The sequence below is a fragment of the Ruegeria sp. CJ9 genome (genome assembly GCF_056536625.1).
In genome coordinates this window covers 709766-732869 of sequence record NZ_JBQFPY010000001.1, presented here as the reverse complement: position 1 = coordinate 732869, position 23104 = coordinate 709766, and the positions used below count along the sequence as shown (strand labels likewise).

The following is a 23104-nucleotide window of genomic DNA, read 5'->3' as shown; positions in this document are numbered from 1 at the left end:
GACTGATTGTTTCAGAAAACGGTGAAATGGTGCCGTTCAACCCGTAATCCGGCGTCTTGCAGGACAGTTTCAAGGGTCTTGTGGGGTGGTGTGGCTTCATCCGGCAGCCGAATCCGCTTGCCCGAGGCCAGAACCAGTGACGTGCGCACGGAAAAGTCCCAGCGCGTGTCGAGCCGGACATGGTCGATATCGGCCAAGGCAACCTCGGCCTCGCGATTGCCTGAAAACCATCGTATTGCGCGGTGATTCAGGGTTAGTCCGGCACTTGTGCCATGCGCAATGTCCCAAAGGGCGGGCAGGGTAGGCAAGCTCAGCAAACCAACCAGCCACCACGCCGCATCGAACAGAATCACCAACGCGATCAGCCCCGCGTAGACGCACATCAGGATCACGACGGCGCGTGGGGTCCTGTTGTGGCGTTGGAAAGTAAACGGGGTCATGCGCCGAGGATACGAGACACCATTTCCGTTGTATCCCGCGACAGGTTCGGTGTGTCGGCGATACGCGTCAGCTGAGCTTTCATCAGGTCCTGACGGTCGGTGTCATAGCGTTTCAAGGTCTGGAAGGCAGAACACATCCTGGCGGTGGTCTGGGGGTTAACCGGGTCCAGCCTGATCAGCCAGTCTGCCAACAACGCATATCCTGCCCCGTCCGCACGATGGAACCCGGCGTGGTTCATCGCCAACGCCCCCATGACTGCCCGGAACCTGTTGGGGTTCTTCCAATTGAAATCAGGGTGCTCGGTCAATGTGCGCGTAACATCCGGCGTAGTTTCAGGAGAGGCCGTTGTCACCTGCAGGCCGAACCACTTATCGACCACCAGCCGGTCATGCTGCCACTGCCTGTAAAAGTCCGCCAGTTCGGTTTGGCCCGCGCCCGCCCGCAACAGGCAAGACAGGGCGGTCAGTTGGCGGGTCATGTTGTCGGCTGCTGCGTATTCCTCGGCCGCTTTGGCACCGCCATCCAGCCGCGAAGTCAAGTACAGTACTGCGCCACCAAGCGCCCGCTTGCCGGCCTGATCAGCATCGGGGCTGAACGGCGCGTCGATCAGTGTTTCGCTGTGCAGCCTTGGCAGCAGGTCCTGCACATGCTGTGCGGTCGCTTGGCGCAGAGTTTCGACGGCGGTCCATATTGCCATCGGATCAGGGGTGTTACCACTTTCAAACAAGGCCGCAGCCAGTTCGGATTGCGTTGGCAGACCCAACATCAATGAGCGATAGGCTGGGTCCAGATCGCCGTCACGCAGCACGGCCAACATACCATCCAGATAGTTCGTTCCCGGCGCTGCATCTTCGCGGATCATGCGCAGCAGCGTATCTTGCGCAAGCGACCGCCCTGCCTGCCAACGGTTGAATGGATCGGTGTCGTGGGCCAGCAAAAATGCGCGTTCGGCATCCGTATGGTCATGTTCCAGAATGACCGGGGCCGAGAAATCGCGCAGGATCGAGGCCACAGGTTTTGCTGCCAGTCCAGTGAAAGTAAAGCTTTGCTCGGCTTCGGTCAGCTCCAACACTTCGGTGGCCCGCACTTCGTCCCCGTTCTGGCCCAGCAGGCCCACGGCGACGGGGATCACCTGCGGCAGTTTCTTGGGCTGGCCGGGTGTTGGCTTGGTGCTTTGTGACAGGGTCAGAGTATAGGTGCCATCCTGCCAGTCTTCGGCAACTGAGATGCGCGGCGTGCCGGATTGGCTGTACCAACGCTTGAACTGGGTCAGATCGCGACCGGTCGTATCCTCGAACACCTTGATCCAGTCTTCGATGGTGCAGGCCTGCCCGTCATGACGGTCGAAATAGAGGTTCAGCGCCTGCGCATAGGCCTCATCCCCCACCAACCGCTTGAGCATGGCGATGACTTCGGCGCCTTTTTCGTAAACAGTCGCGGTGTAGAAGTTGTTGATTTCCTGAAAGCTTTCAGGGCGAACCGGGTGTGACAACGGACCGTTATCCTCGGGGAACTGCCGTGCGCGCAGGTCGATCGCATCATGGATGCGTTTCACCGGGGCCGAGCGCATATCGGACGTAAACTGCGCATCGCGAAACACCGTCAGGCCCTCTTTCAGACACAGCTGGAACCAATCGCGGCAGGTAATGCGGTTGCCGGTCCAGTTATGAAAATACTCATGGGCAATGATTGCCTCGATCCGCTCGAAATTGGCATCGGTCGAGGTTTCGGGGCTGGCCAGAACGGCGGAGGAGTTGAAGATGTTCAGCCCCTTGTTTTCCATCGCGCCCATGTTGAAGTCATCGACGGCCACGATGTTGAACACGTCCAGATCGTATTCGCGGCCATAGACGTCTTCGTCCCATTTCATTGACTTTTTCAGTGCCTCCATCCCAAAGGCGCATTTGCCTTCGTCTCCGGGGCGCACCCAGAGGTTCAGTTCCACGTCACGGCCCGACATGGTGGTGAACTGACCGGGATGGGCGATCAGGTCGCCTGCGACCAATGCGAACAGATAGGCGGGTTTGGGCCACGGGTCGGTCCATTCAGCCCAGCCTTCTCCCTTGCCCGAGGGGTTACCGTTGGACAGCAAGATCGGCAAGTCACCGTTGATGCGTACGGTGAACTCGGACATCACGTCGGGCCGGTCGGGGTAATAGGTGATCTTGCGGAAACCTTCAGCCTCGCACTGGGTGCAATACATGCCGTTCGACATATACAGGCCCTCAAGCGCGGTGTTGTTACCGGGGTCGATCTCGACGACGGCCTCCCAGATGAAGGGCGCATTGGGGACTTCAACAGTCAGGCCCTTGTCGGTGACATTGGGGGTGACTTCGACCCCGTCAACAACCGCCCGGATCAGGGTCAGGTCTTCGCCATGCAGAAAAAACGTACGATCCGTTGCCTCGGGGTTGGGGCGGAACGCAATACGAGACGTAACGCGTGTGGCATGATCTGCCAGATCAAAGGTCAGATGCACGCTGTCCACAAGATAGCCAAAAGGCGTGTAATCTTTCAGATAGATCGTGGTGGGGGCAGCGTCACGCATCGGGGGCCTCGTATCGGTTGAGTTCTGGCGTGACGTTATGGGGATCACTTGTCAGCCGCAAGCCGATGCTGGGTATTCCGAGCCGCCAGGCAGGTCAATTTGGTCTTCAAATTCCACCGGAAACTTGAGGGGTCTGTTGCCTATCGGAAACTTTCGCACTAATTGACGCCTGCATGCCAACGTACACAATGCGGGAGAATTGACTTATGAGCGGCAGAGAAACCCGGAAAGGGCTGCAGATTGCCTGGGAGCTGGCGGATTTCATCGAAAATCAGGCATTGCCTGGAACAGGTGTCACGCCCGAGGTGTTCTGGTCCGGATTCGCCCGCTTGGTTGATGAGCTTGGCCCAAAAAATCGGGAACTGCTTGCTAAGCGGTCGGAAATTCAAAGCCGTCTTGATGGTTGGCATCTGGAACGCAAGGGGCAGGCCCATGATGCCGCCGCATACGAGGCATTCCTGCGAGAAATCGGGTATCTGGTAGAAGAAGGCCCCGATTTCCAGATTGAAACGGCAAATGTCGATCCCGAAATCGCAGCAATCCCCGGGCCGCAGTTAGTTGTTCCGATTACCAATGCCCGTTTTGCCCTGAACGCTGCGAACGCCCGTTGGGGCAGTTTGTATGATGGGCTGTATGGCACTGATGCGATGGGTGATCTTCCCACTGGCAAAGGATATGACACTGAACGCGGCGCACGGGTGATCGCCTGGGCCAAAGGTTTTCTGGATGACGCTGCACCGCTGGCCAGCGGTTCGTGGGCGGATGTCTCGGGACTGCGTGTGGAAAACGGAGCACTGGTGCCCGCGCTGGCGGACTCCTCGCGTTTTGTTGGATATGGCGGCGCCGCTGAAAACCCCGAATTCGTACTGCTGAAGAACAACGGTCTGCACGTCAAAATCGTGATCGATCCGTCCAGCACGATCGGCGCATCCGACCCGGCAGGCATCGCCGATGTGGTCGTCGAAGCGGCCTTGTCAACGATCATGGACTGCGAAGACTCGGTTGCTTGTGTTGATGCCGAAGACAAGGTTGTGGCCTATGGCAACTGGCTGGGCCTGATGAAAGGTGACTTGACGCAAGAGGTTTCCAAAGGCGGAAATACCTTCACCCGCAAGCTGGCAGAGGATGTCGGTTACACCACCGCAGATGGAGAGCAGGCAACGCTGAAAGGCCGCTCGCTGATGCTGGTGCGTAACGTGGGTCACCTGATGACCAACCCCGCCGTACTGGATGCCGACGGCAATGAGACCGGTGAAGGTCTAATGGATGCGCTCTGCACCACTGTGATCGCAATGCACGATCTGCAGCGCGAAGGCGGCAATTCGGTCAACGGGTCGGTTTACGTGGTGAAACCCAAGATGCACGGGCCGGAAGAGGTGGCATTCTCGGTCGAGATTTTTGACTTGGTCGAAGACATTCTCGGTCTGCCGCGCAACACCGTAAAACTGGGCATCATGGATGAGGAACGCCGCACCTCTGCCAACCTCAAGGAATGTATCCGAGTTGCGAAATCGCGCGTGGCTTTCATCAATACCGGCTTTCTGGACCGGACGGGGGACGAGATTCATACCTCGATGGAAGCAGGTCCGGTGCTGCCCAAAGGCGACATCAAGAACACGCCCTGGATTGCGTCTTACGAAGACCGTAACGTCGATATCGGTCTGGCTTGCGGCCTGAAGAGCAAGGCCCAGATCGGTAAAGGCATGTGGGCGATGCCCGACCGTATGGGTGAGATGCTTGAGGTCAAGATCGGCCATCCGCAATCCGGCGCGACCTGCGCCTGGGTGCCGTCACCGACCGCTGCGACCCTGCACGCCACGCATTACCACAAGGTCGACGTTCTGGCCCGTCAGGACGAACTGGCCGCTGGTGGCGCCCGTGGCACGTTGTGGGATTTGCTGACGATACCGCTGCTGGATGGCCGCAACCTCAGCGAAGATGAGATCACGCGTGAGATCGAAAACAGCGCTCAGGGCATTTTGGGATATGTCGTGCGCTGGATTGATCAGGGCGTGGGCTGCTCGAAAGTGCCGGATATCAACGATGTGGGTCTGATGGAGGATCGGGCAACCTGCCGGATTTCCTCGCAAGCACTAGCCAACTGGCTGCATCATGGTGTCGTCAGTAAAGAACAATTGATGGCTGCGATGCAAAAAATGGCTGCCGTGGTGGACCGTCAGAACGAAAATGATCCTGAATACTCGCCGATGGCGCCGGGGTTCGACGGGATCGCCTTCCAGGCCGCGTGTGATCTGGTATTCAAGGGACGTATTCAACCTTCGGGGTATACCGAGCCGGTTCTGCATGCGCGCCGTCTTGAACTGAAAGCCAGCCTTTAACTTCGCAAAAACGTTAGGACACACCATGACCATTTCTCTGCGCAAAGCCCGCACGATCATTCGCAAAACTCTTGAAAAAGGCCGCGAGATGGAGCTGAAGCCGCTCTCGGTCGTGGTCTTGGATGCGGGTGGGCACGTCATCGCGTTTGAACGCGAAGATGGCGCAGCGCCCGGCCGTTTCGCTATAGCGCATGGTAAGGCTTATGGGTCGGTTATGCTGGGCATGGCGGGCACTGCGCAAATGCAACGTGCCGAAGCTCAGGCTTATTTCATGAATGCGGTGAACGGCGTTTATGGTGGTCAGGTTGTGCCGGTTCCGGGGGGAATTTTGCTGCGTGATCGCAAGGGCGCGGTGATCGGGGCCATTGGTGTGACAGGCGACACATCGGACAATGATGTCGTTGCGGGTATGACCGGGGTCGAGGGGGCAGGCCTGACCGGAGAAGCCTGATTTCGATCAGCCTGTGGTGCCGGTTTTTCCAGAGAATAGGGAAAAACTCTCAAAAACTTGGTATCATTTGTAATTCTGTTCCGACATTTGCCGTATAGCCCGAACGTTTTGTGCGCAGTTGAACACGTCCTTGCGCCGTCATGCAGGACGTGTTCTGTTGCACGTTCTTTCTGCTGAGGATAGCTTCCCTGTTAGTTACAGAAACTGCAAGGAATGCGGAATGTCTCGACCTGTCGTCGGTATCATCGGCAACTCTTACCTTATGAACGATGAATACCCTACCCATGCGGGTGGAACGATGAACTCTGAGGCCGTGGCAAATGTTTCGCATTGCCTGCCGCTGCTGATTCCATCCGACCCGCGCTTTGTCACGGTTGAGGAATTGCTTGAGGTCTGCGACGGGTTCCTGCTGACCGGTGGGCGCCCAAATGTACATCCCGAAGAATACGGCGAGGACGCCACTGACGCGCATGGTGAGTTCGACCGGGCGCGGGATGCGGTCACTTTGCCTTTGGTTCGCGCCTGTGTCGAGCGTGGTCAGCCCTTCATGGGCATTTGTCGCGGGTTTCAAGAGGTCAACGTCGCCATGGGCGGGACGCTCTACCCTGAAATACGCGATTTGCCGGGTCGAATGAACCACCGCATGCCCCCGGACGGAACTTTGGAAGAGAAGTTTGCCTTGCGACATGTGGTGACACTGGACGAAGGTGGCGTATTCAACCAACTATTCGGCGCGCCCGAAGTGATGACCAACACTTTGCACGGGCAGGGTATCAAGACAGTCGGTGACCGTGTTGTCATCGACGGCCACGCGCCTGATGGTACGCCCGAGGCGATCTATGTCAAAGATGCGCCAGGCTTTACTCTATCGGTGCAATGGCACCCTGAATGGGATGCAATGAACGATCCCGTTTCCCGACCTTTGTTCGAGGCATTCGGTGCCGCCGTACGGGCATGGGCCACCGGTTCGGATGCCAGTCTGGTACAGCAACGGGCGTGAATGTCGCGCTGATCCACAAAGGGGACCGGCGCATTGCAATCAAATCAACAGATCAAACTGCTGATTCAGAGGCAGCTTTCGGGCGCGTTCTCCGGTCAGATCAAACAACGCATTGCCAAGCGCCGGCATTGATGGCGGCGTTCCGGGTTCGCCCGCGCCACCCATGTGGCGGTTGGTTTCCAGCACGCGCACCTCAACCTGCGGAGCAGTATGCATTCGGATCGCATCGTAGTCGGGGAAGTTGTATTGCTCGACCTCACCTTCGGCAAAGGTGATCTCGCCGAAGCAGGCTGCTGACAGACCATACATCATGCCGCCGAACATCTGCGCTTTGACGTTCTCGGGGTCCAGAGCCAGCCCCGTATCACAGGCAATCCACGCCTTGTTGATGCGGATGGTGCCGTCTTCGTCTACCACCTCGATCACTTGTGCGACCGGAGTACCGAAACTGTAGGTGAACGCCACGCCGCGCCCCACGCCGTCCGGTGTCTGCCCGGTCCAACCGGACATTTCGCGCACCGCTTCAAGGCATCCGGCCGAGGGTGCATGTTCACCCTTCATCAGTTCCAACCGGAATTCCAGCGGGTCGCGGCCCGCGGCATAGGCCATCTCATCCATGAAGGTTTCGTGGAAGAAGCCGTTATGGCTGTTGCCGACCGACCGCCAGAACCCGACGGGGACGTCAAGTTTGGGGATGTGGCCGCTCATGCGGTAGTTCGGCACCGCGTAGGGCTGGTTGAAAAAACCTTCGACCAGAACCTTGTCCGGGCCGGCACCAGGCATACCAGTATATCGCGTCACGGCCTGCTGCGTGCAGGATTGCGCCGAAACTTTGCCGTCAATCAGAACTGCCTTGCCGTCCTGCACTGCCCCGCGCATCCGGGCAATGGCGCCGGGGCGGTAATAGTCGTGGCGCATATCTTCTTCGCGGCTCCAGGTCGTCTGAACCGGGGTGCCGGGCATGGCCATGGCAACCTTGGTGGCAATCTCGCCGAAATCCAGTTCACCCCGGCGACCAAACCCACCACCCAGATATGTGGTGTGGATTTGTACCGCTTCGGTGTCCAGATTAGCGGTGTTGGCCGCGCGAAACCGGATCAGGGTTGGGGCCTGATTGCCGCACCACAGCTCCAACGCATCGCCGGTATACAGCGCGGTGGCGTTCATCGGCTCCATCGTGGCATGGGCCAGATAGGGCACTTGGTACTCTGCGGTAATCTCGGTTGCGCCTTCGGGTGTGACGCTGACATCGCCATCGTCGCGCATTGTCGAATTCGCCGAGTCATCAAACGCCTCGGCGATCTTGGTGAAAATGCCATCCGTCTCGGGCGGGTAGGGGGCGTCACCCCAATCCACGTCGATGGCCTCGACTGCTTGATTGGCGAGCCACGTGTTGTTGGCAATCACGGCGACACCTGTGCCCAGATCAACGATTTTCTCGACCCCCGGCATGGATTGCGCGGTGCTGTCGTCATAACCGTGCATCGCGCCGCCCAGCTTGGGGTTCATGCGCACGGCCGCGAATTTCATCCCCTGCAGGCGAACGTCGACGCCAAACTCGGCGGTACCGGTTGCCTTTTCGACCATGTCCAGACGCGGCTGGGTTTGGCCCAGATAACGCCATTCGGACGGATCGCGAAGGGGCACTTCGACCGGCTCAAGTCCGGCGGCGTCAACGGCCAAGTCCGTATAGGCAATCTTGTCGCCATTTGGCGCGATGACATGCCCCGAGGCTGTTCCCAGTTCCGACGGGTCAACACCCAAACGAAGGGCCGCAGCGCGCTTCAGTGTGTCTCGGGCCGAGGCACCGGCCTGACGCATCCGCTCGAACCCATCCTTCATCGATGTCGAACCACCCGTGACCTGAAGGTGCAGAGCTTTGCCAAGCACACCCAGCGCTTCGCCCAGATTGTGCTGGAAGTCCGAGATGTCATAACCCTTGTTGGGCAGACCTTCCCCCAGCATGGCAGAGTTATAGTAGGCCGCTGCCGCCGGACCGTGCAGCACAGTGATCTGGTTCAGATCCACGTCCAATTCCTCGGCAATCAGCGCGGCCCATGTGGTCTTGACGCCCTGACCCATTTCAGCGCGCGGTGCAAAGAGGGTTACGCCGTTTTGGTCGATCAGGACAAACGGGTTCAACGCCGCCTGACCCTCGCCAGGTTTCAGCGGGTTCGCGGCGGGGCGGCTGACATAATAGGCGCCGAATGCTACGCCGCCGACAATTGCGGCCGAGCCGATCAGGAAAGTGCGGCGAAGGATTTTACCAACAGAAGCCATGAGTTACGCCTCCTTCAGTTTGCCAGCCGCGTCATGGATCGCAGCGCGGATACGGGGGTAGGTGCCACAACGACACAGGTTGCCCTGCATCGCCTCATCAATATCGGCGTCCGAAGGTGCAGGGTTTTCAGCCAGCAACGCAGCGGCCTGCATGATCTGGCCCGACTGGCAATATCCGCACTGCGCCACCTGATGATCGACCCAGGCTTGCTGGATTGTCGCCATCGTACCCGGCGTCCCGATACCTTCAATCGTGGTGACATCGCCCCAAACATCCGACAGGCTCACCTGGCACGAGCGCACAGCCTCGCCATCAATATGAACCGTGCAGGCACCACAGGCCGCCACGCCGCAGCCGAATTTGGTGCCGGTCAGGCCGACCTCATCGCGCAAGACCCAAAGCAAGGGGACGTCATCGGGCAGGTCAACCTGATGTTGCTTGCCGTTAATCTTCAGGGTGGTCGCCATGGCGCACCTCATCTGGCTGTGGCTGGTTGCTGACATATTTAGCGCAAAGTGTCAGTGTGTCAATTGACAAAATATACAAAAAATGTCAGAGGTTCTGGTATGACGGAAGCAGTTGACGATTTACGGCAAAAAACCATCCTGAATTCGGCTTTTCAGGCTTTTGCCGCCTATGGGTACCGAAAAACCTCGATGGATGACATTGCGCAGGGGGCGGGGATGTCCCGGCCGGCGCTGTATCTGCATTTCAAGAACAAAGAGGCGATCGTCAGTAAACTGACCGAGATCTACTATGTCGAAAAATGCGCGGCTGTTGCCGAGGCGCTGGCAACGTCAGGTTCAGTGTCCGAGGTTCTAGCCAGTGCGATTCAGGCGCAGACGGCAGGGATGGCCGCGATACTGGCCTCGCCTCATGGGCTTGAGATGCTGGACAACACCAAATCCTTGTCCGCCGAGATCATCGCGGAGGGTGAGGCTAAACTGTCAGGGCTATACGCGGATTGGCTGACACAGCAAGAACGAGCCGGGCGGGTGCGCCTGCTGGCCGGTGCGGCCGAGACTGGTCGGACGATTACGGCCACGCTTAAGGGGCTCAAGCTGATCGGTGCAGGTGCAGAGGTCTATGAACAGCAGGTTGCGCAGATCGCGGCGTTGATCGGTGCGGGGCTTGAGGTCAGGTAACCCGCTGCCGCACTTTGAATTCCGGTGCATCCCATAAACGGTTTTGCATAATGTCAGCCAAGATTTCGACAGCGCGCTCGACGTCCCTCGCGTCGATATACAAAGGCGTGAACCCGAAGCGCATGATATCCGGCGCACGGAAATCTCCGATCACGCCGCGCGCGATCAGAGCCTGCATGGCGGCGTAACCTTCAGTAAACCGAAACGAGACCTGACTGCCGCGCTGCTGCGGATCACGTGGGCTGGCCAGTTCCAACTCAGGGCAGGTGCCTTCGACACGGGCTATGAACAACTCGGTCAAGTCGATGGATTTGGCGCGCACATCAGCCATGTCCGCCATGTCCCAGATGTCCATCGCGGCGGACAGGGCGGTCATTTGAAGGATCGGAGGGGTGCCGACCCGCATCCTCTCGATCCCGCTGCCGGGGCGGTAGTCCAGGTCGAAGGCGAAGGGTGCCTCGTGCCCCAGCCAACCTGACAAGGCCGGACGGGCGCGATCTGTCAAGCGTGGCGCGACATAGATAAAGGCTGGCGCACCGGGGCCCCCGTTAAGGTATTTATATGTGCAGCCCACCGCGAAATCGGCGTTACAGCCGGACAGGTCCACTGGGATAGCTCCGGCGGAATGGGCCAGATCCCAGACAGTGACCGTCCCGTTTGCATGTGCCAGTTCGGTCAGCGCCTTCATGTCGTGTATGCGCCCGCTGCGATAGTCCACCTCGGTCAGCATCAACACGGCGACGTCGTCGGTTATGTTAGCGGCCACGTCCTCGGGTGCGACAACGCGTAGTTCATAACCCGGCCCCAGCGAGCGTAGTAGCCCGTCCACCATATACAAATCAGACGGGAAGTTGCCGTTATCCGACAGGACCACCTTGCGGTCCGGGCACAGTTCCAGCGCAGATGCCACGGCCTGATACACTTTGATCGACAGGGTGTCGCCGGTCACAACCGTCCCGGGTTCCGCGCCGATCAGACGGCCAATGCGGTCGCCCAGGCCGGTCGGCAAACCCATCCATCCGGCCTTGTTCCAGCCGGTGATCAGCATCTGGCCCCATTCCTTGACCATCATGTCACTGACACGATCACTGGCAGCCAGCGGCAACGGACCCAGCGAATTGCCGTCCAGATAAATGACATCCTCGGGCAGATCGAACATGGCTTTGGTCGCGGCAAAGTCGGTCATGGGCGGCTCACTACTTTGTGTTGTGTTGCTTTCTTTCGGCCTAGCCGATCCGTATCGGCCTGTCCATTGATGCGACAACCTGAGCTTTTGCCAATTCGGTTCGAAAGCGGTAGGACATCGGCCAGAAACGACATGCCTGTGCATGTTGTCAGTTGCGGGGATGCGCATGCACCGGATCGACATACCGCCCGTCTGGCTTGTTGGGTTCGCTTTTCTGGCCTGGCTGCAGGCGCGTCATTTCCCCCTGGGCTTGTCGCTGGACGGTGGACTGACTGACTTGTTAAGCGGGTTGCTGATCGGGGGCGGCATTCTGCTCGCCGTATTGGCGATTATGGAGTTTCGCCGTCACAAAACAACCGTTATCCCGCACGAAACACCTTCGGCGCTGGTTCAGTCAGGCATTTATAAACGCAGCCGCAACCCGATCTATGTTGGCGATGTTCTGATTCTGGCTGGTTTGGTTTTACGGTTTGATGCTGTGCTGTCTCTGATCCTTATCCCAATCTTCGTCTGGGTGCTTGAGCGCCGGTTCATTCTGCCCGAAGAAGATCGCCTGCGCCGTACTTTTCACGCGGATTTTGCCCGTTATGAACGTAAAACCCGACGGTGGGTTTAGGATGGACAGACCGATAATATCATATCGTGAATGCTGCACTTGCGAAATAATGTTGCGCAAGATACATGTTTGCTTAACGAAGAATACCGACCACCCGCTCAGCTTGAGTGAGAACTAGGGGGACTGCCAGTGAAGATAGGCACACCGAAGGAAAAATATGAGGGCGAGAACCGGGTTGCGATGACGCCGGACTCTGCGGTGCAGTTGCAGAAACTGGGCTATGAGTGCCTGATTGAGAAAGGCGCTGGGGCTGCTGCGGGCTTTTCGGATGCGGCGTATGAGGCTGCAGGCGTTGAGGTCGTCAAGACGGCGGCTGCGCTGTGGAAAGAGGCCGACATTGTTGCCAAGGTTCGTCAACCCGACGCAACCGAGCTGAAGCGTCTGACCAAGGGTAAGACGCTGATTTCGTTCTTCAACCCGGCAGGGAACGAAGAAGGGATGGAAGCGGCTAAGGCCAAGGGCGCCAACGTCATCGCCATGGAGATGGTGCCGCGTATTTCCCGCGCACAAAAAATGGATGCGCTGTCGTCGATGGCCAATATTGCCGGTTACCGCGCGGTGATCGAGGCGGGCAACAACTTTGGCCGGTTCTTCACCGGTCAGGTGACGGCGGCCGGTAAGGTGCCGCCTGCGAAGGTGCTGATCGTAGGGGCCGGTGTTGCCGGTCTGGCGGCGATCGGGACCTCGACCTCGCTGGGTGCGATCACTTACGCGTTCGACGTGCGCCCCGAAGTGGCCGAGCAGGTCGAATCCATGGGCGCCGAGTTCGTCTATCTGGATTTTGAAGAAGACCAGCAGGACGGCGCGGCCACCGGCGGCTATGCCAGCGTCCAGTCGGACGAGTTCCGCGAGGCACAGCTGGCCAAGTTCCGTGAACTGGCCCCGGAGATGGACATCGTCATCACCACGGCGCTGATCCCCAACCGCGAAGCGCCCGAGCTTTGGACCAAGGATATGGTCGAGGCGATGAAGCCCGGCTCGGTCATTGTCGACCTTGCAGCAGAAAAGGGCGGCAACTGTAAGCTGACCGTCGCGGATGAGAAGATTGTCACCGATAATGGCGTGACCATTATCGGCTATACCGATTTCCCCAGCCGGATGGCGGCGCAGTCCTCGTCGCTTTATGCAACCAACATCCGCCACATGATGACGGACCTGACCCCTGAGAAAGATGGTCAGATCAACCACGACATGGAAGATGACGTGATCCGCGGCGCGACCGTGACCCATGAGGGTGAGATCACCTTCCCGCCACCACCGCCCAAGGTGCAGGCGATTGCGGCACAGAAAAAACCCGAGGTCAAGGAACTGACCCCGGAAGAGAAAAAGGCGCAGGAAATTGCGGCCTTCAAGGCGCAGACCAAACAGCAGTTCACCCTGTTGGGTGTTGGTGGCGCGCTGATGCTGCTGGTGGGGCTGATCGCCCCGGCCAGCTTCATGCAGCACTTCATCGTCTTTGTGCTGGCCATTTTTGTGGGCTTCCAGGTGATCTGGGGTGTTGCTCACAGCCTGCACACACCGCTGATGGCGATCACCAACGCGATCTCGTCGATCATCATTGTTGGGGCCTTGATGCAGATCGGATCGGGGTCGTTCCTGGTTATTCTGCTGGCGGCGCTGTCTGTCTTCATGGCCGGGATTAACATCTTCGGCGGCTTCCTCGTAACCCGGCGCATGCTCGCCATGTTCCAGAAATCTTAAGGAGGCCGGGCACATGGAATTTGGCTTCACTACTGCCGCCTACGTTGTTGCGGCTGTTCTGTTCATCCTTTCGCTCGGCGGATTGTCGAACCAGGAAAGTGCCAAGCGCGCGGTCTGGTATGGCATCGTCGGTATGGCGCTGGCGGTTTTTGCCACGCTGGTTGGTCCCGGTTCGGGGCTGTGGCTGCTGTCGCTGCTGCTGATTGCGGGCGGTGGCCTGATTGGTCAGTACGTCGCACAACGCGTGCAGATGACCGAGATGCCGCAGCTGGTGGCTGCGATGCACTCGCTGGTTGGTCTGGCGGCTGTTTTCGTCGGCTTCAACGCGCATTTTGAGATTGGCAACGTGGCGCAGGTCATGGCCATTGCCGACAGCGCAAAAGAAGCGGACCTTTCTGATCTGGGGGCATTCGCCAAGCTGATTGCCAAGAAAACCTCGGCTGAGTTGGCAATCCTGCATGTGGAATTGTTCCTGGGCATCTTCATCGGTGCGATCACCTTTACCGGGTCGGTCGTGGCCTATGGCAAGCTGGCCGGCAAGGTCACATCGGCGGCGACCAAGCTTCCGGGCGGTCATGCGCTAAATGCGGCGGCTGCAGGTCTCTCGCTGATCTGCTTGGTCTGGTACACCTCGACCGGCGGCTTCTTCCCGCTGTTCCTGATGACGCTGGCCGCGCTGTTCATTGGCTATCACCTGATTATGGGAATCGGCGGTGCCGACATGCCCGTGGTTGTGTCGATGCTGAACTCGTATTCGGGTTGGGCCGCGGCGGCGATCGGCTTCTCGTTGGGCAACGACCTGCTGATCGTGGTTGGTGCGCTGGTGGGCTCGTCCGGTGCGATCCTGTCCTACATCATGTGTAAGGCGATGAACCGTCACTTTGTCAGCGTGATCCTGGGCGGCTTTGGTGGCCCGCAGGGCGAACAGATGGCCGTGGAGGGTGAGCAGATTGCCATCGAGGCCGATGGTGTGGCCGCAGCGCTGAACGATGCTGACAGTGTCATCATCATCCCCGGCTATGGCATGGCCGTGGCGCAGGCGCAGCAGTCCGTATCCGAACTGGTCCGCAAGCTGCGCTCCCAGGGCAAGAACGTGCGCTTTGCGATTCACCCGGTCGCGGGCCGTCTGCCGGGCCACATGAACGTGCTGCTGGCCGAGGCGAAGGTGCCGTATGACATCGTGCTGGAGATGGATGAGATCAACGACGACTTCCCCGAAACGGATGTGGCCATCGTCATCGGCTCGAACGACATCGTGAACCCTGCGGCACAGGAAGACCCCAACAGCCCCATCGCCGGCATGCCGGTGCTGGAATGCTGGAAGGCGAAACAGGTGTTCGTGTCCAAACGCGGTCAGGGCACCGGCTATTCGGGCATCGAAAACCCCCTGTTCTTTAAGGAAAACACCCGCATGTTCTATGGCGACGCAAAGGCCAGCTTGGACAAGCTTCTGCCCATGATCGACTGAGCTTGGGGTGTAACCAAATTGCAAAGGGCGCCTTCGGGCGCCCTTTTCTTATTTGTAGTGAAGGAGGCTCTGCCTCCGGACCTTGGGGATATTTGTAGCCAGATGAAGCAGGCGGATTTTGATAGACTGGTCTGACGTGGTGGGTGTCAGGAGAGTAGCCATGCAGAAAGTAAACGGCATAGGTGGTGTGTTCTTTCGTGCCCGCGACCCAGACGCGTTGAGCGCGCGGTATGAGAAACACTTGGGCGTCAATCATTACGATCCTTTGCCCTGGTAGCAGCGCGAAGGGTTTACTGTCTTTGCCCCATTTGCCGAAATTGCGGAATACTTCGGCCGCGCAGATCAGCAATGGATGATCAATTTCCGAGTAGACCATTTGGCGGCGCTGATAGCGCAGCTTGAGGCCGCCGGGATCACCGTAGAAACACGTGCTGAGTGGGACAGTGAGGTGGGACAGTTTGCCCGCATTCACGATCCCGAGGGCAATCCGATCGAGCTGTGGCAGCCAAATCAATGAGATAGAGGGAATGTATACAGCCGTATCCACTTAAGTATATGAAATAAAAAGAGAATTGATGTATTTTTGAGGTGGCGTATAGTGCCCCGGACAAAACGGAGCTCTGCATGACGCCCATTGATGATCACCCGCTGCGCTATGCGCTGGCCAATGAACTGCACGCGCGCCCCTTTCCGGTGGCCGCGACGCCGTGCACGGTGGTGTTCTTGGCGATCAAGAAGCCAGATGCAGCCGTGGCGCGGGACCGGAATGAGGATCTGGCCCATCTGATCAATCTGCTGGATCGCCACGGCGCACAACATCCGCAGCCGGAGGCGACGCATTACGCTGGTCAGATTGGCCGTCATTGGTTGAAATGGGAACAGCATACCGAATTCGTCACTTATACTGCGATTACACAAAATGTCAGCGATCGCCCCTTCAACCCGGCAGATTTCGAAGTCTTTCCCCCTGATTGGTTGATGGCCAGCCCAGGGCAGAGGGTGACGTCGGCCATGCTCCGCGTGGTTGAACGCCAGGACGACGAAGCGGTCCGGTCTTCTCTGGGGAACTGGTTCGAGCCTGAAAGCCTTGCCGTGGCCCGGGTGCTGGACGATACCGCCATTTGTGCCAGTGATTTCCGTATCGATCCGGCCGGGCACATGCGCTTTGCGCTGTTTGTCAGCAAGGGCACAGGGCGACGCAGGACGGGGCGGATCATTCAGCGTTTGTGTGAGATCGAGACCTATAAAGCAATGTCAATGCTTGGGTTTGCCCGCGTCAAACAGCTGACCGCACGTATCGGTGAATTGGACGGTAGGCTGACCGAGTTGATGGGGCAAATGACCGACAACACGGCCCACCCAGATGAACTGCTGCCCGATCTATTGTCCACCTCGACCGAGCTGGAAACGCTGTCCGCCCAGTGTTCTTTTCGGTTTGGGGCGACGGGGGCCTATGAGGCTATCGTGAACCAGCGGATCGAAGTGCTGCGAGAAGAGCGGTTTGAGAGTCGTCAGAGTTTCGCCGATTTCATGATGCGCCGGTATGATCCAGCCATTCGAACCGTCAAATCCACCGAGCGCCGCCTGCAGGCTTTGTCCGATCGGGCGATCCGTGCCGGAGAATTGTTACGTACCCGGGTCGATGTGGAACGCAGTGCGCAAAACCAGGCACTGCTGGAAAGCATGGATCGGCGTGCCCAGATTGCGCTGCGGCTACAGCACACCGTCGAAGGGCTGTCTGTGGTAGCTATCAGTTTCTACGCGGTGACGCTGGTTAGTGACTTTCTTTACCCGCTGACCGAGGATGGGATCAGTCAGGGACGGTTGACTTCGGTTGTGACGATCCCTGTCATTCTGTGCGTCTGGGTTGCCATCCGTCAGATTCGAAAGCGTTTGCAATAGCCCGCAATTGCGAATTACCTAGGGCGCTTTAGGAACAGCAAACTGCGCGTGGGAGTTTTCTGTGATCGGAATTATGTCTGCATGGCGGGCGGTGGCTGCCATGTTCATCCTGAACGGTGCGCTGTTTGGCATTTGGGCATCTCGCATTCCAGCCGTGCGGGACAGGCTGGAATTGACGCATGAGGCATTGGGCTATGGTCTGCTGTTCATGGCAGCGGGGGCCGTGTGTTCCTTTCCGGTGACGGGGCGGTTGTCTGATCGGTTCGGGGCCGTAGCCATCACGCGGGTTATTGCGGTGCTGTACACGTTGTCTCTGATCCTGTTGGCCGTGGCCGATGGGTTCTGGGCGCTGGCGGGGTTCCTGTTCGTATTCGGTGCCTTTCACGGTTCAATGGATGTGGCCATGAACGCCTGGGCCGCCGAGGTCGAGCAATCCTATGACAAGCCCGTCATGTCCTCGTTCCACGCGATGTGGAGTTTGGGCGCCGGGTTGGGGGCGCTTAGCGGATACGGGGCGGTGCAGCTGGGACTGACAGTGATGCAGCACTTTTTACTGGCTGGCGGAGTTGTCGTGGCGCTGGCGCTGGCCCTGTCCTGGGTTAAGTGGACGTCGCGCAGAGCTGTCTCACATGACGGCAGTGTCTTTGCCCTGCCGTCCGGTGCGTTGATCCTGGTTGGGTTCACTGCGCTGTGCGGCGCTTTGGGGGAAGGTGCCGTAGCGGATTGGAGTGCAATATTCCTGCGCGATGTGACCGGTGCCGCCGAAAGCGTCGCTGCGTTGGGATATGCCGTGTTTTCGGTGACGATGGTGGCGTTTCGGCTGGCTGGCGGATTTGCAATCGCGCGGTTTGGTCCTGTCGCAACGGCCCGTTTTGGAGGCATTTGCGCGGCACTTGGCGTGTTCGGAGTGGTCTCGGCATCAGAGGCGGGATTGGCCTTGGCGGGTTTTGCCCTGATGGGGGTTGGTTATGCTGTGATCATGCCGCTGGCCTTCAGCCGGGCAGCCAATGATCCGCATGTGCCGCCGGGGCAGGCCATCGCCAGTGTGGCGACGCTGGGGTATGGAGGGTTACTTATCGGCCCACCGCTTATTGGGATTTTGGCCGAGATGCTTACATTACGATTGGCATTCATGGTTTTGTTGCCCTTGGCCATCCTGATTGTCCTGTTGTCCGGCGCGCTGCGGCCTGCGTCTTTGGACTGACTTGAGAATTCCGCGCCGGGATAAAGCCGGGGCAAAGAAAAAAGATGGGAGAAGACTATGCCGATCAAAAACCGTTTTGCCGAATTGCAGAGTGAAATCACTGGGTGGCGGCGCGATATTCATGAAAACCCCGAGATTCTATTCGAAACGCACCGCACCAGCGCACTGGTTGCTGAGAAGCTGAAGGAATTCGGCTGTGATGAGGTTGTCACCGGAATTGGTCGCACCGGGGTCGTTGGGGTGATCAAAGGTAAGGTCGACACGGGGGGCAAGGTGATCGGTCTGCGGGCCGATATGGATGCACTGCCGATACATGAGGCGACGGGTCTGGAGTATGCCTCCAAGACCGATGGGGCGATGCATGCCTGTGGTCATGACGGGCATACGGCGATGTTGCTGGGAGCGGCGAAATACCTCTCGGAAACGCGGAATTTCGACGGCACCGTCGTGGTGATCTTTCAACCCGCCGAAGAGGGTGGCGGCGGAGGCCGCGAGATGTGCGAGGACGGCATGATGGACCGTTGGGGCATCCAAGAGGTCTATGGCATGCACAACTGGCCGGGTCGCCCGGTAGGCAGTTTTGCCATTCGTCCCGGTGCGTTCTTTGCGGCCACAGATCAATTTGATATCACCTTTGAGGGCAAGGGCGGTCACGCGGCCAAACCGCATGAGACAGTCGATACAACCGTGATGGCGGCGCAGGCGGTTCTGGCATTGCAGACGGTGGCGTCGCGCAATGCAGATCCGGTGGATCAGGTCGTGGTTTCAGTTACGTCGTTTGAAACCTCGACCACCGCCTTTAACGTCATCCCCCAAACGGTACAGATCAAAGGTACCGTCCGTACGATGAGTTCAAAAATGCGGGAAATGGCGGAAAAGCGTATCAAAGAGATTTGCAACGGAATCGCGGCGACGTTTGGCGGAACGGCCAATGTCACCTATTACTTGGGCTATCCGGTGATGGTGAACAGCGACGAGCAGACCGACTTTGCAGCGGATGTCGCGCGTTCAGTGGCGGGCAATTGCGACGAGGCACCATTGATAATGGGCGGCGAGGATTTCGCCTTTATGCTCGAAGAACGGCCGGGGGCGTATATTCTGGTTGGCAATGGCGACACGGCGGCGGTGCATCACCCTGAGTACAACTTTAACGACGAGGCCATTCCGGCAGGGTGCAGCTGGTGGGCTGAGATTGTCGAACAGCGGATGCCGGCGGCCTGATCTTGGCGTTGGATGGCGAGGGGCCAGCCCCTCGCGCTACCCGGTCCGTACTTAGTCAGATGACGTTGAACCCGACCCAGATAAGCTGAGTTCGGTGCATAGCGTCTCGACGATTGCATCCAGTGCCGATTGTTGGGTGTTTACGCAGGATTTCGCAGCCGCACGGGCTGTGTCCAGCGTGGTTTGGTCCGATAGCCAGGTTTCCACGGCCTCGGTCAGTTCGGAAGCAGATTGAACTTGTAGCGCCCCGCCGGATTCGATCAGCGGGGCGAATGTTTCGGCAAAGTTGAAATAGCCGGGGCCGGTGATTACAGCGGCACCCGCCTGTGCCGGTTCGAACGGATTGTGGCCGCCGATCTCTTTCAGTGATCCGCCAAGGAACACAATAGGGCACAGCGCGTACCATGTGCCGGTTTCACCCAGCGTATCTGCCATGTAGACCTGCGTTTTGTCGGTGATCTTGTCGTCATTCGATCGAATGGCCACAGTTTGCCTCGCTTGGGTTGCCAGACTGGCGACCTCGGCGCGGCGTTCAGGGTGGCGCGGGATCAGCAACAGCAGCAGGTCGGGCCAGCGTTTGAGCAGCTCTGCGTGGGCGGCAAGAACGGTTTCCTCTTCACCGGCATGTGTCGAACTGGCGATCCAGACGGGGCGGGCGCCGATCTGTGCGCGGATTTCGGACAACGTGGCCTGATCAATCGGCAAGGGGTCAGACATGGCCTTCAGGTTCGTGCCCGGCTGTACACGATCAGCGGGCGCGCCCATCACGATCAGGTTTTGCGCGGTCTTGTTGTTCTGGGTCAGGAACAGGCGAAAACGATCCAGAATGAACCGGGCTGTGTCCGGGCGTTTCTTCCAGCCTTCGACGGATTTGTCCGACAGGCGTGCGTTGAGCAGAGCCAAGGGCATGCCACGCTTGGCACCTTCGACAATCAGACGGGGCCAGATTTCGCTTTCGACGAAAATACCGGCATTTGGGTGCCAGTGGTCCAGAAAGCGCCGCACGGGGCTTGCGGTGTCTAGTGGAGGGTACTGGTGCCGCGTTCGTGGTGGCATGCGTTTTTCGATCAGCGCAGCCGAGGTTGGCGTGCCAGAGGTGATCAGAAACTCGGCATCCGGTAGACGTTCCCCCAACCGTTTGATCAGGCTGATGACCGAAAGGGTTTCACCAACGCTGGCGGCGTGGAACCAGATCATCTGGCCGTCGGGGCGGGGCAGGCTGGCACGGCCTTGGCGTTCCTGTTGTCGGGTTACGGAAACATCCGCGGCTTGCAGCTTGTTCCGTACGGTGCGCCAGACAAACGGCTCCGCAACAGAGGTCAGGCCGCAATACAGATGATACAGCAGCGTCGGTCGGCCCATCTGGTCCGGCACGTCAGCCGCCTGTGTGGCTCATGTGACGGCTCATCTTGCCGTCGACCGCCTGGCGGGAATAGTCGAAATCATGTCCCTTGGGCTTGAGGTTGATCGCCGCGCGGATTGCGTCTTCGAGCGGTTGCTCTGTATCGGGGTGATCGCGTAGTGGACCACGCAGGTCAGCCATGTCCTCTTGGCCCAGACACATAAACAGCTCACCAGTGCAGGTCAGGCGCACGCGGTTGCAGCTTTCGCAGAAATTATGCGACAGAGGGGTGATGAAGCCGATCTTTTGGCCGGTTTCCTCTAGGCGAACATAACGCGCCGGCCCGCCGCTGCGTTCTGCCAGATCGGTCACGGAATAGTGGTTCTCGTATTCCTTACGAACATCCTTGAGCGACCAATATTGATCCAGACGATCCTCATTGCCGATATCGCCCATGGGCATGACTTCGATCCAGGTCAGGTCCATATCGCGTTCCGCACACCATTCCGTGATCGTGGGCAATTCTTCTTCGTTGAAGCCCTTCAGGGCCACCGCGTTTATCTTTATCCTCAGCCCGGCTTTCTGCGCCGCGTCGATGCCGTTCAACACTTGTTTAAGACGGCCCCAGCGGGTGATCGCCGCGAATTTATCTTCGTCCAGCGTATCCAGCGAGATATTTACCCGGCGCACACCGGCTGCGTAAAGGTCATCGGCAAAACGGTGCAGCTGCGAGCCATTGGTGGTCAGCGTCAGCTCTTTCAACGCGCCGCTGTCCAGATGGCGGGTCATGCTGTTGAAAAACGTCATGATATTTCTGCGCACAAGCGGCTCACCACCGGTAATGCGCAGCTTTTCAACCCCCAACTTCACGAAGGTCGAGCACATGCGGTCCAGCTCTTCCAGCGTCAGCAGGTCTTTCTTTGGCAGAAACTTCATGTCTTCGGACATGCAGTAAACACAGCGGAAATCGCAGCGGTCTGTAACAGAGACGCGGAGATAGGTGATCGCACGTGCGAATGGGTCGATAAGCGGAGCAGTCATTCGACATAGGTAAAGCCGCGACCTGCCTGCGACAAGGGCGAAGTTTCCTTTGCGCTGGTACAGATGCGCACAGGGCGATAGGTTGATGGCATGAGATATATGCTATTCGCTTTGTGTATTCTGGTGGCCGGATGCGACACCGTACGGTCCACGACAGATCGGGTCTTTGGGGGCAAAAAGACGCCTTCTGAACCTGAAGACGCCGTGGTCGAAGAGGTTGTGGCAGAGGAAGCAGTTGAACCAGAACCCGTTGCGGCCACTGCTGCCGGCTGGGTGGGCGCAAAGACGACCATAGCCGGATTGGGCGATCCGACCACGCCGGGTCGTTGGTTGGAAACTCCGCTGGTCGACGTCGAATTCACCGGTCGCGTGGTCGTTCCCAGAACCGGCTCGCAGGCTTATATTACGCTGGTTCCAGCGCCAGGGCCCGAAAGCGGCGGCAGTCGGTTGTCTCTGGATGCGATGCGGGCCTTGTTGTTGCCATTCGACGAATTGGTTGAACTTGAGGTCTATTCCAACTGATCTTTCAGGTATTTTCCGGCTTCGCGGCGGGCGAAAGGCTTCATCGCGTCACCATGGGTTTTCAGAAAAGCGATGACGCGTTCCGCGTCGTGTTTGGACAGGTCACGCAGCCACCAAGCAATGGCTTTCTGAATGAACCAGTCCCGGTCCGGCACATAGCTTGCCGCCCAACCAAGGATGCGGTCGCGCCGTGCCAGATCGTCGGGTTTGGGGTGATTCTGCTTGGTCCAGGGAAGGGTGGCCACCAGCGCTGCGCGCCGTGTCCACATATGATCGGAAGTCGTCCAGATTTCCACCTGATCCAACCGGGTTGGGTCGGCTGACAGACGTTTTTGCATCGCCATGCAGGCGTGATCGGCCGCAGCCCAGGCGTCGAAATCGGGCAACCAGCTGTGCAGTAAATCCCAGACCGCCCCATCAGGCCGAATGCGGGCCTGGGTCAGCAGTTTGGCTGCGGCCAGACGGCCCTCGTGTATATTGGTCTGCCACAAGGCATCCGCCAACTCCACGCGCTCAGATACATCCAGGTCTTGACGCCATTCTTTCGTCAGGTCGTTCAGAACGGGGTTCGCGACACCCAGATAGGGGCGGTCGACCTTGTGATAGGCCGCCATTTGGCTCGCGCGTACGGGGTCGGCATGAGCTTTGATCTGGTCCAGATAGGTATTCAATGTTTGCCGCCCTGTTGGTGAAACG

General features: G+C 58.6%; 20 protein-coding genes. 12 read left to right on the top strand and 8 right to left on the bottom strand.

Annotated elements, in window-relative coordinates; all coding sequences use genetic code 11:
- Nucleotides 1-11: 11 nt before the first annotated feature.
- On the bottom strand, nucleotides 12-440 hold the full coding sequence (locus ACR0AJ_RS03660; protein ID WP_480740114.1) for a hypothetical protein: 429 nt from the start codon (nucleotides 438-440) through the stop codon (nucleotides 12-14).
- On the bottom strand, nucleotides 437-2989 hold the full coding sequence (gene pepN, locus ACR0AJ_RS03655; protein ID WP_480740113.1) for an aminopeptidase N: 2553 nt from the start codon (nucleotides 2987-2989) through the stop codon (nucleotides 437-439). Before pepN ends, ACR0AJ_RS03660 begins: the two co-directional genes overlap by 4 nt.
- Before the next feature lie 206 nt (nucleotides 2990-3195).
- On the opposite strand from pepN, the gene ACR0AJ_RS03650 reads away from it, so the two are divergent.
- From ACR0AJ_RS03650 to ACR0AJ_RS03640, 3 genes are all read left to right on the top strand, one after another.
- Nucleotides 3196-5328, top strand: a complete 2133-nt coding sequence (locus tag ACR0AJ_RS03650) for a malate synthase G (protein ID WP_480740111.1) — start codon at nucleotides 3196-3198, stop codon at nucleotides 5326-5328.
- A 25-nt stretch (nucleotides 5329-5353) separates the two neighbouring features.
- Nucleotides 5354-5779, top strand: coding sequence for a GlcG/HbpS family heme-binding protein (locus tag ACR0AJ_RS03645; protein WP_170348089.1), 426 nt, complete (start codon nucleotides 5354-5356; stop codon nucleotides 5777-5779).
- A gap of 220 nt (nucleotides 5780-5999) precedes the next feature.
- Nucleotides 6000-6779 (top strand): gamma-glutamyl-gamma-aminobutyrate hydrolase family protein, encoded by a 780-nt coding sequence (locus ACR0AJ_RS03640; RefSeq protein ID WP_170532768.1) that lies wholly within the window; start codon nucleotides 6000-6002, stop codon nucleotides 6777-6779.
- A 39-nt stretch (nucleotides 6780-6818) separates the two neighbouring features.
- Here the strand turns inward: ACR0AJ_RS03640 and ACR0AJ_RS03635 are convergent, their stop codons facing one another.
- Together ACR0AJ_RS03635 and ACR0AJ_RS03630 are read right to left on the bottom strand one after the other, a co-directional pair.
- Nucleotides 6819-9059: a xanthine dehydrogenase family protein molybdopterin-binding subunit gene (locus ACR0AJ_RS03635; RefSeq protein ID WP_480740109.1), complete on the bottom strand. Its 2241-nt coding sequence runs from the start codon at nucleotides 9057-9059 to the stop codon at nucleotides 6819-6821.
- Nucleotides 9060-9062: 3 nt separating this feature from the next.
- Nucleotides 9063-9527 (bottom strand): (2Fe-2S)-binding protein, encoded by a 465-nt coding sequence (locus ACR0AJ_RS03630; protein WP_170348095.1) that lies wholly within the window; start codon nucleotides 9525-9527, stop codon nucleotides 9063-9065.
- A 99-nt stretch (nucleotides 9528-9626) separates the two neighbouring features.
- On the opposite strand from ACR0AJ_RS03630, the gene ACR0AJ_RS03625 reads away from it, so the two are divergent.
- Nucleotides 9627-10205 (top strand): TetR/AcrR family transcriptional regulator, encoded by a 579-nt coding sequence (locus ACR0AJ_RS03625; RefSeq protein ID WP_170348096.1) that lies wholly within the window; start codon nucleotides 9627-9629, stop codon nucleotides 10203-10205.
- Here the strand turns inward: ACR0AJ_RS03625 and kynU are convergent.
- Nucleotides 10198-11391, bottom strand: a complete 1194-nt coding sequence (gene kynU, locus ACR0AJ_RS03620; protein ID WP_170348098.1) for a kynureninase — start codon at nucleotides 11389-11391, stop codon at nucleotides 10198-10200. The two genes, ACR0AJ_RS03625 and kynU, sit on opposite strands and share 8 nt — an antisense overlap.
- A gap of 166 nt (nucleotides 11392-11557) precedes the next feature.
- On the opposite strand from kynU, the gene ACR0AJ_RS03615 reads away from it, so the two are divergent.
- The 7 genes from ACR0AJ_RS03615 to ACR0AJ_RS03585 all read left to right on the top strand — a co-directional run bounded on the left by ACR0AJ_RS03615 (nucleotide 11558) and on the right by ACR0AJ_RS03585 (nucleotide 19503).
- On the top strand, nucleotides 11558-12007 hold the full coding sequence (locus ACR0AJ_RS03615) for a methyltransferase family protein (protein WP_170348100.1): 450 nt from the start codon (nucleotides 11558-11560) through the stop codon (nucleotides 12005-12007).
- 129 nt (nucleotides 12008-12136) lie between these two features.
- Nucleotides 12137-13708 carry a Re/Si-specific NAD(P)(+) transhydrogenase subunit alpha gene (locus ACR0AJ_RS03610; protein WP_170348102.1) on the top strand — a complete coding sequence of 524 codons (1572 nt, stop codon included), beginning with the start codon at nucleotides 12137-12139 and terminating at the stop codon, nucleotides 13706-13708.
- 13 nt (nucleotides 13709-13721) lie between these two features.
- The gene (locus ACR0AJ_RS03605) at nucleotides 13722-15176 is read left to right on the top strand and encodes an NAD(P)(+) transhydrogenase (Re/Si-specific) subunit beta (RefSeq protein WP_480646141.1); all 1455 of its coding nucleotides are present in this window, start codon (nucleotides 13722-13724) and stop codon (nucleotides 15174-15176) included.
- 352 nt (nucleotides 15177-15528) lie between these two features.
- Nucleotides 15529-15693 carry a VOC family protein gene (locus tag ACR0AJ_RS03600; RefSeq protein WP_480704047.1) on the top strand — a complete coding sequence of 55 codons (165 nt, stop codon included), beginning with the start codon at nucleotides 15529-15531 and terminating at the stop codon, nucleotides 15691-15693.
- A gap of 107 nt (nucleotides 15694-15800) precedes the next feature.
- Entirely contained in the window at nucleotides 15801-17078 is a 1278-nt protein-coding gene (locus ACR0AJ_RS03595) for a DUF3422 family protein (RefSeq protein WP_480740107.1), read from the top strand.
- 61 nt (nucleotides 17079-17139) lie between these two features.
- Complete coding sequence (locus ACR0AJ_RS03590; protein ID WP_480740105.1) at nucleotides 17140-18282, top strand: MFS transporter; 1143 nt, start codon at nucleotides 17140-17142, stop codon at nucleotides 18280-18282.
- Nucleotides 18283-18339: 57 nt separating this feature from the next.
- A complete protein-coding gene (locus ACR0AJ_RS03585; protein ID WP_170348108.1) occupies nucleotides 18340-19503 on the top strand; it encodes a M20 aminoacylase family protein in 1164 nt (387 codons plus the stop codon).
- A 51-nt stretch (nucleotides 19504-19554) separates the two neighbouring features.
- On the opposite strand, the gene ACR0AJ_RS03580 is transcribed toward ACR0AJ_RS03585, so the two are convergent.
- Entirely contained in the window at nucleotides 19555-20865 is a 1311-nt protein-coding gene (locus ACR0AJ_RS03580; protein WP_480740302.1) for a 3-deoxy-D-manno-octulosonic acid transferase, read from the bottom strand.
- Between the two features lie 13 nt (nucleotides 20866-20878).
- Nucleotides 20879-21886, bottom strand: coding sequence for a GTP 3',8-cyclase MoaA (gene moaA / locus ACR0AJ_RS03575; protein ID WP_480636035.1), 1008 nt, complete (start codon nucleotides 21884-21886; stop codon nucleotides 20879-20881).
- Between the two features lie 90 nt (nucleotides 21887-21976).
- Between moaA and ACR0AJ_RS03570 the strand changes: the two genes are divergently transcribed.
- Nucleotides 21977-22408 (top strand): hypothetical protein, encoded by a 432-nt coding sequence (locus tag ACR0AJ_RS03570; protein ID WP_480662323.1) that lies wholly within the window; start codon nucleotides 21977-21979, stop codon nucleotides 22406-22408.
- Here ACR0AJ_RS03570 and ACR0AJ_RS03565 read toward each other — a convergent pair.
- Entirely contained in the window at nucleotides 22396-23079 is a 684-nt protein-coding gene (locus ACR0AJ_RS03565; protein WP_480740103.1) for a DNA alkylation repair protein, read from the bottom strand. The genes ACR0AJ_RS03570 and ACR0AJ_RS03565 overlap by 13 nt on opposite strands.
- Nucleotides 23080-23104 lie beyond the last annotated feature (25 nt).

Coding starts and splice junctions, on each gene's coding strand:
- kynU (WP_170348098.1), bottom strand. CDS start 11,391: ATGACCGACTTTGCCGCGACCAAAGCCATGTTCGATCTGCCCGAGGAT.
- ACR0AJ_RS03650 (WP_480740111.1), top strand. CDS start 3,196: ATGAGCGGCAGAGAAACCCGGAAAGGGCTGCAGATTGCCTGGGAGCTG.
- ACR0AJ_RS03645 (WP_170348089.1), top strand. CDS start 5,354: ATGACCATTTCTCTGCGCAAAGCCCGCACGATCATTCGCAAAACTCTT.
- ACR0AJ_RS03570 (WP_480662323.1), top strand. CDS start 21,977: ATGAGATATATGCTATTCGCTTTGTGTATTCTGGTGGCCGGATGCGAC.
- ACR0AJ_RS03625 (WP_170348096.1), top strand. CDS start 9,627: ATGACGGAAGCAGTTGACGATTTACGGCAAAAAACCATCCTGAATTCG.
- moaA (WP_480636035.1), bottom strand. CDS start 21,886: ATGACTGCTCCGCTTATCGACCCATTCGCACGTGCGATCACCTATCTC.
- pepN (WP_480740113.1), bottom strand. CDS start 2,989: ATGCGTGACGCTGCCCCCACCACGATCTATCTGAAAGATTACACGCCT.
- ACR0AJ_RS03635 (WP_480740109.1), bottom strand. CDS start 9,059: ATGGCTTCTGTTGGTAAAATCCTTCGCCGCACTTTCCTGATCGGCTCG.
- ACR0AJ_RS03595 (WP_480740107.1), top strand. CDS start 15,801: ATGACGCCCATTGATGATCACCCGCTGCGCTATGCGCTGGCCAATGAA.
- ACR0AJ_RS03615 (WP_170348100.1), top strand. CDS start 11,558: ATGCACCGGATCGACATACCGCCCGTCTGGCTTGTTGGGTTCGCTTTT.
- ACR0AJ_RS03640 (WP_170532768.1), top strand. CDS start 6,000: ATGTCTCGACCTGTCGTCGGTATCATCGGCAACTCTTACCTTATGAAC.
- ACR0AJ_RS03585 (WP_170348108.1), top strand. CDS start 18,340: ATGCCGATCAAAAACCGTTTTGCCGAATTGCAGAGTGAAATCACTGGG.
- ACR0AJ_RS03600 (WP_480704047.1), top strand. CDS start 15,529: ATGATCAATTTCCGAGTAGACCATTTGGCGGCGCTGATAGCGCAGCTT.
- ACR0AJ_RS03630 (WP_170348095.1), bottom strand. CDS start 9,527: ATGGCGACCACCCTGAAGATTAACGGCAAGCAACATCAGGTTGACCTG.
- ACR0AJ_RS03580 (WP_480740302.1), bottom strand. CDS start 20,865: ATGGGCCGACCGACGCTGCTGTATCATCTGTATTGCGGCCTGACCTCT.
- ACR0AJ_RS03605 (WP_480646141.1), top strand. CDS start 13,722: ATGGAATTTGGCTTCACTACTGCCGCCTACGTTGTTGCGGCTGTTCTG.
- ACR0AJ_RS03660 (WP_480740114.1), bottom strand. CDS start 440: ATGACCCCGTTTACTTTCCAACGCCACAACAGGACCCCACGCGCCGTC.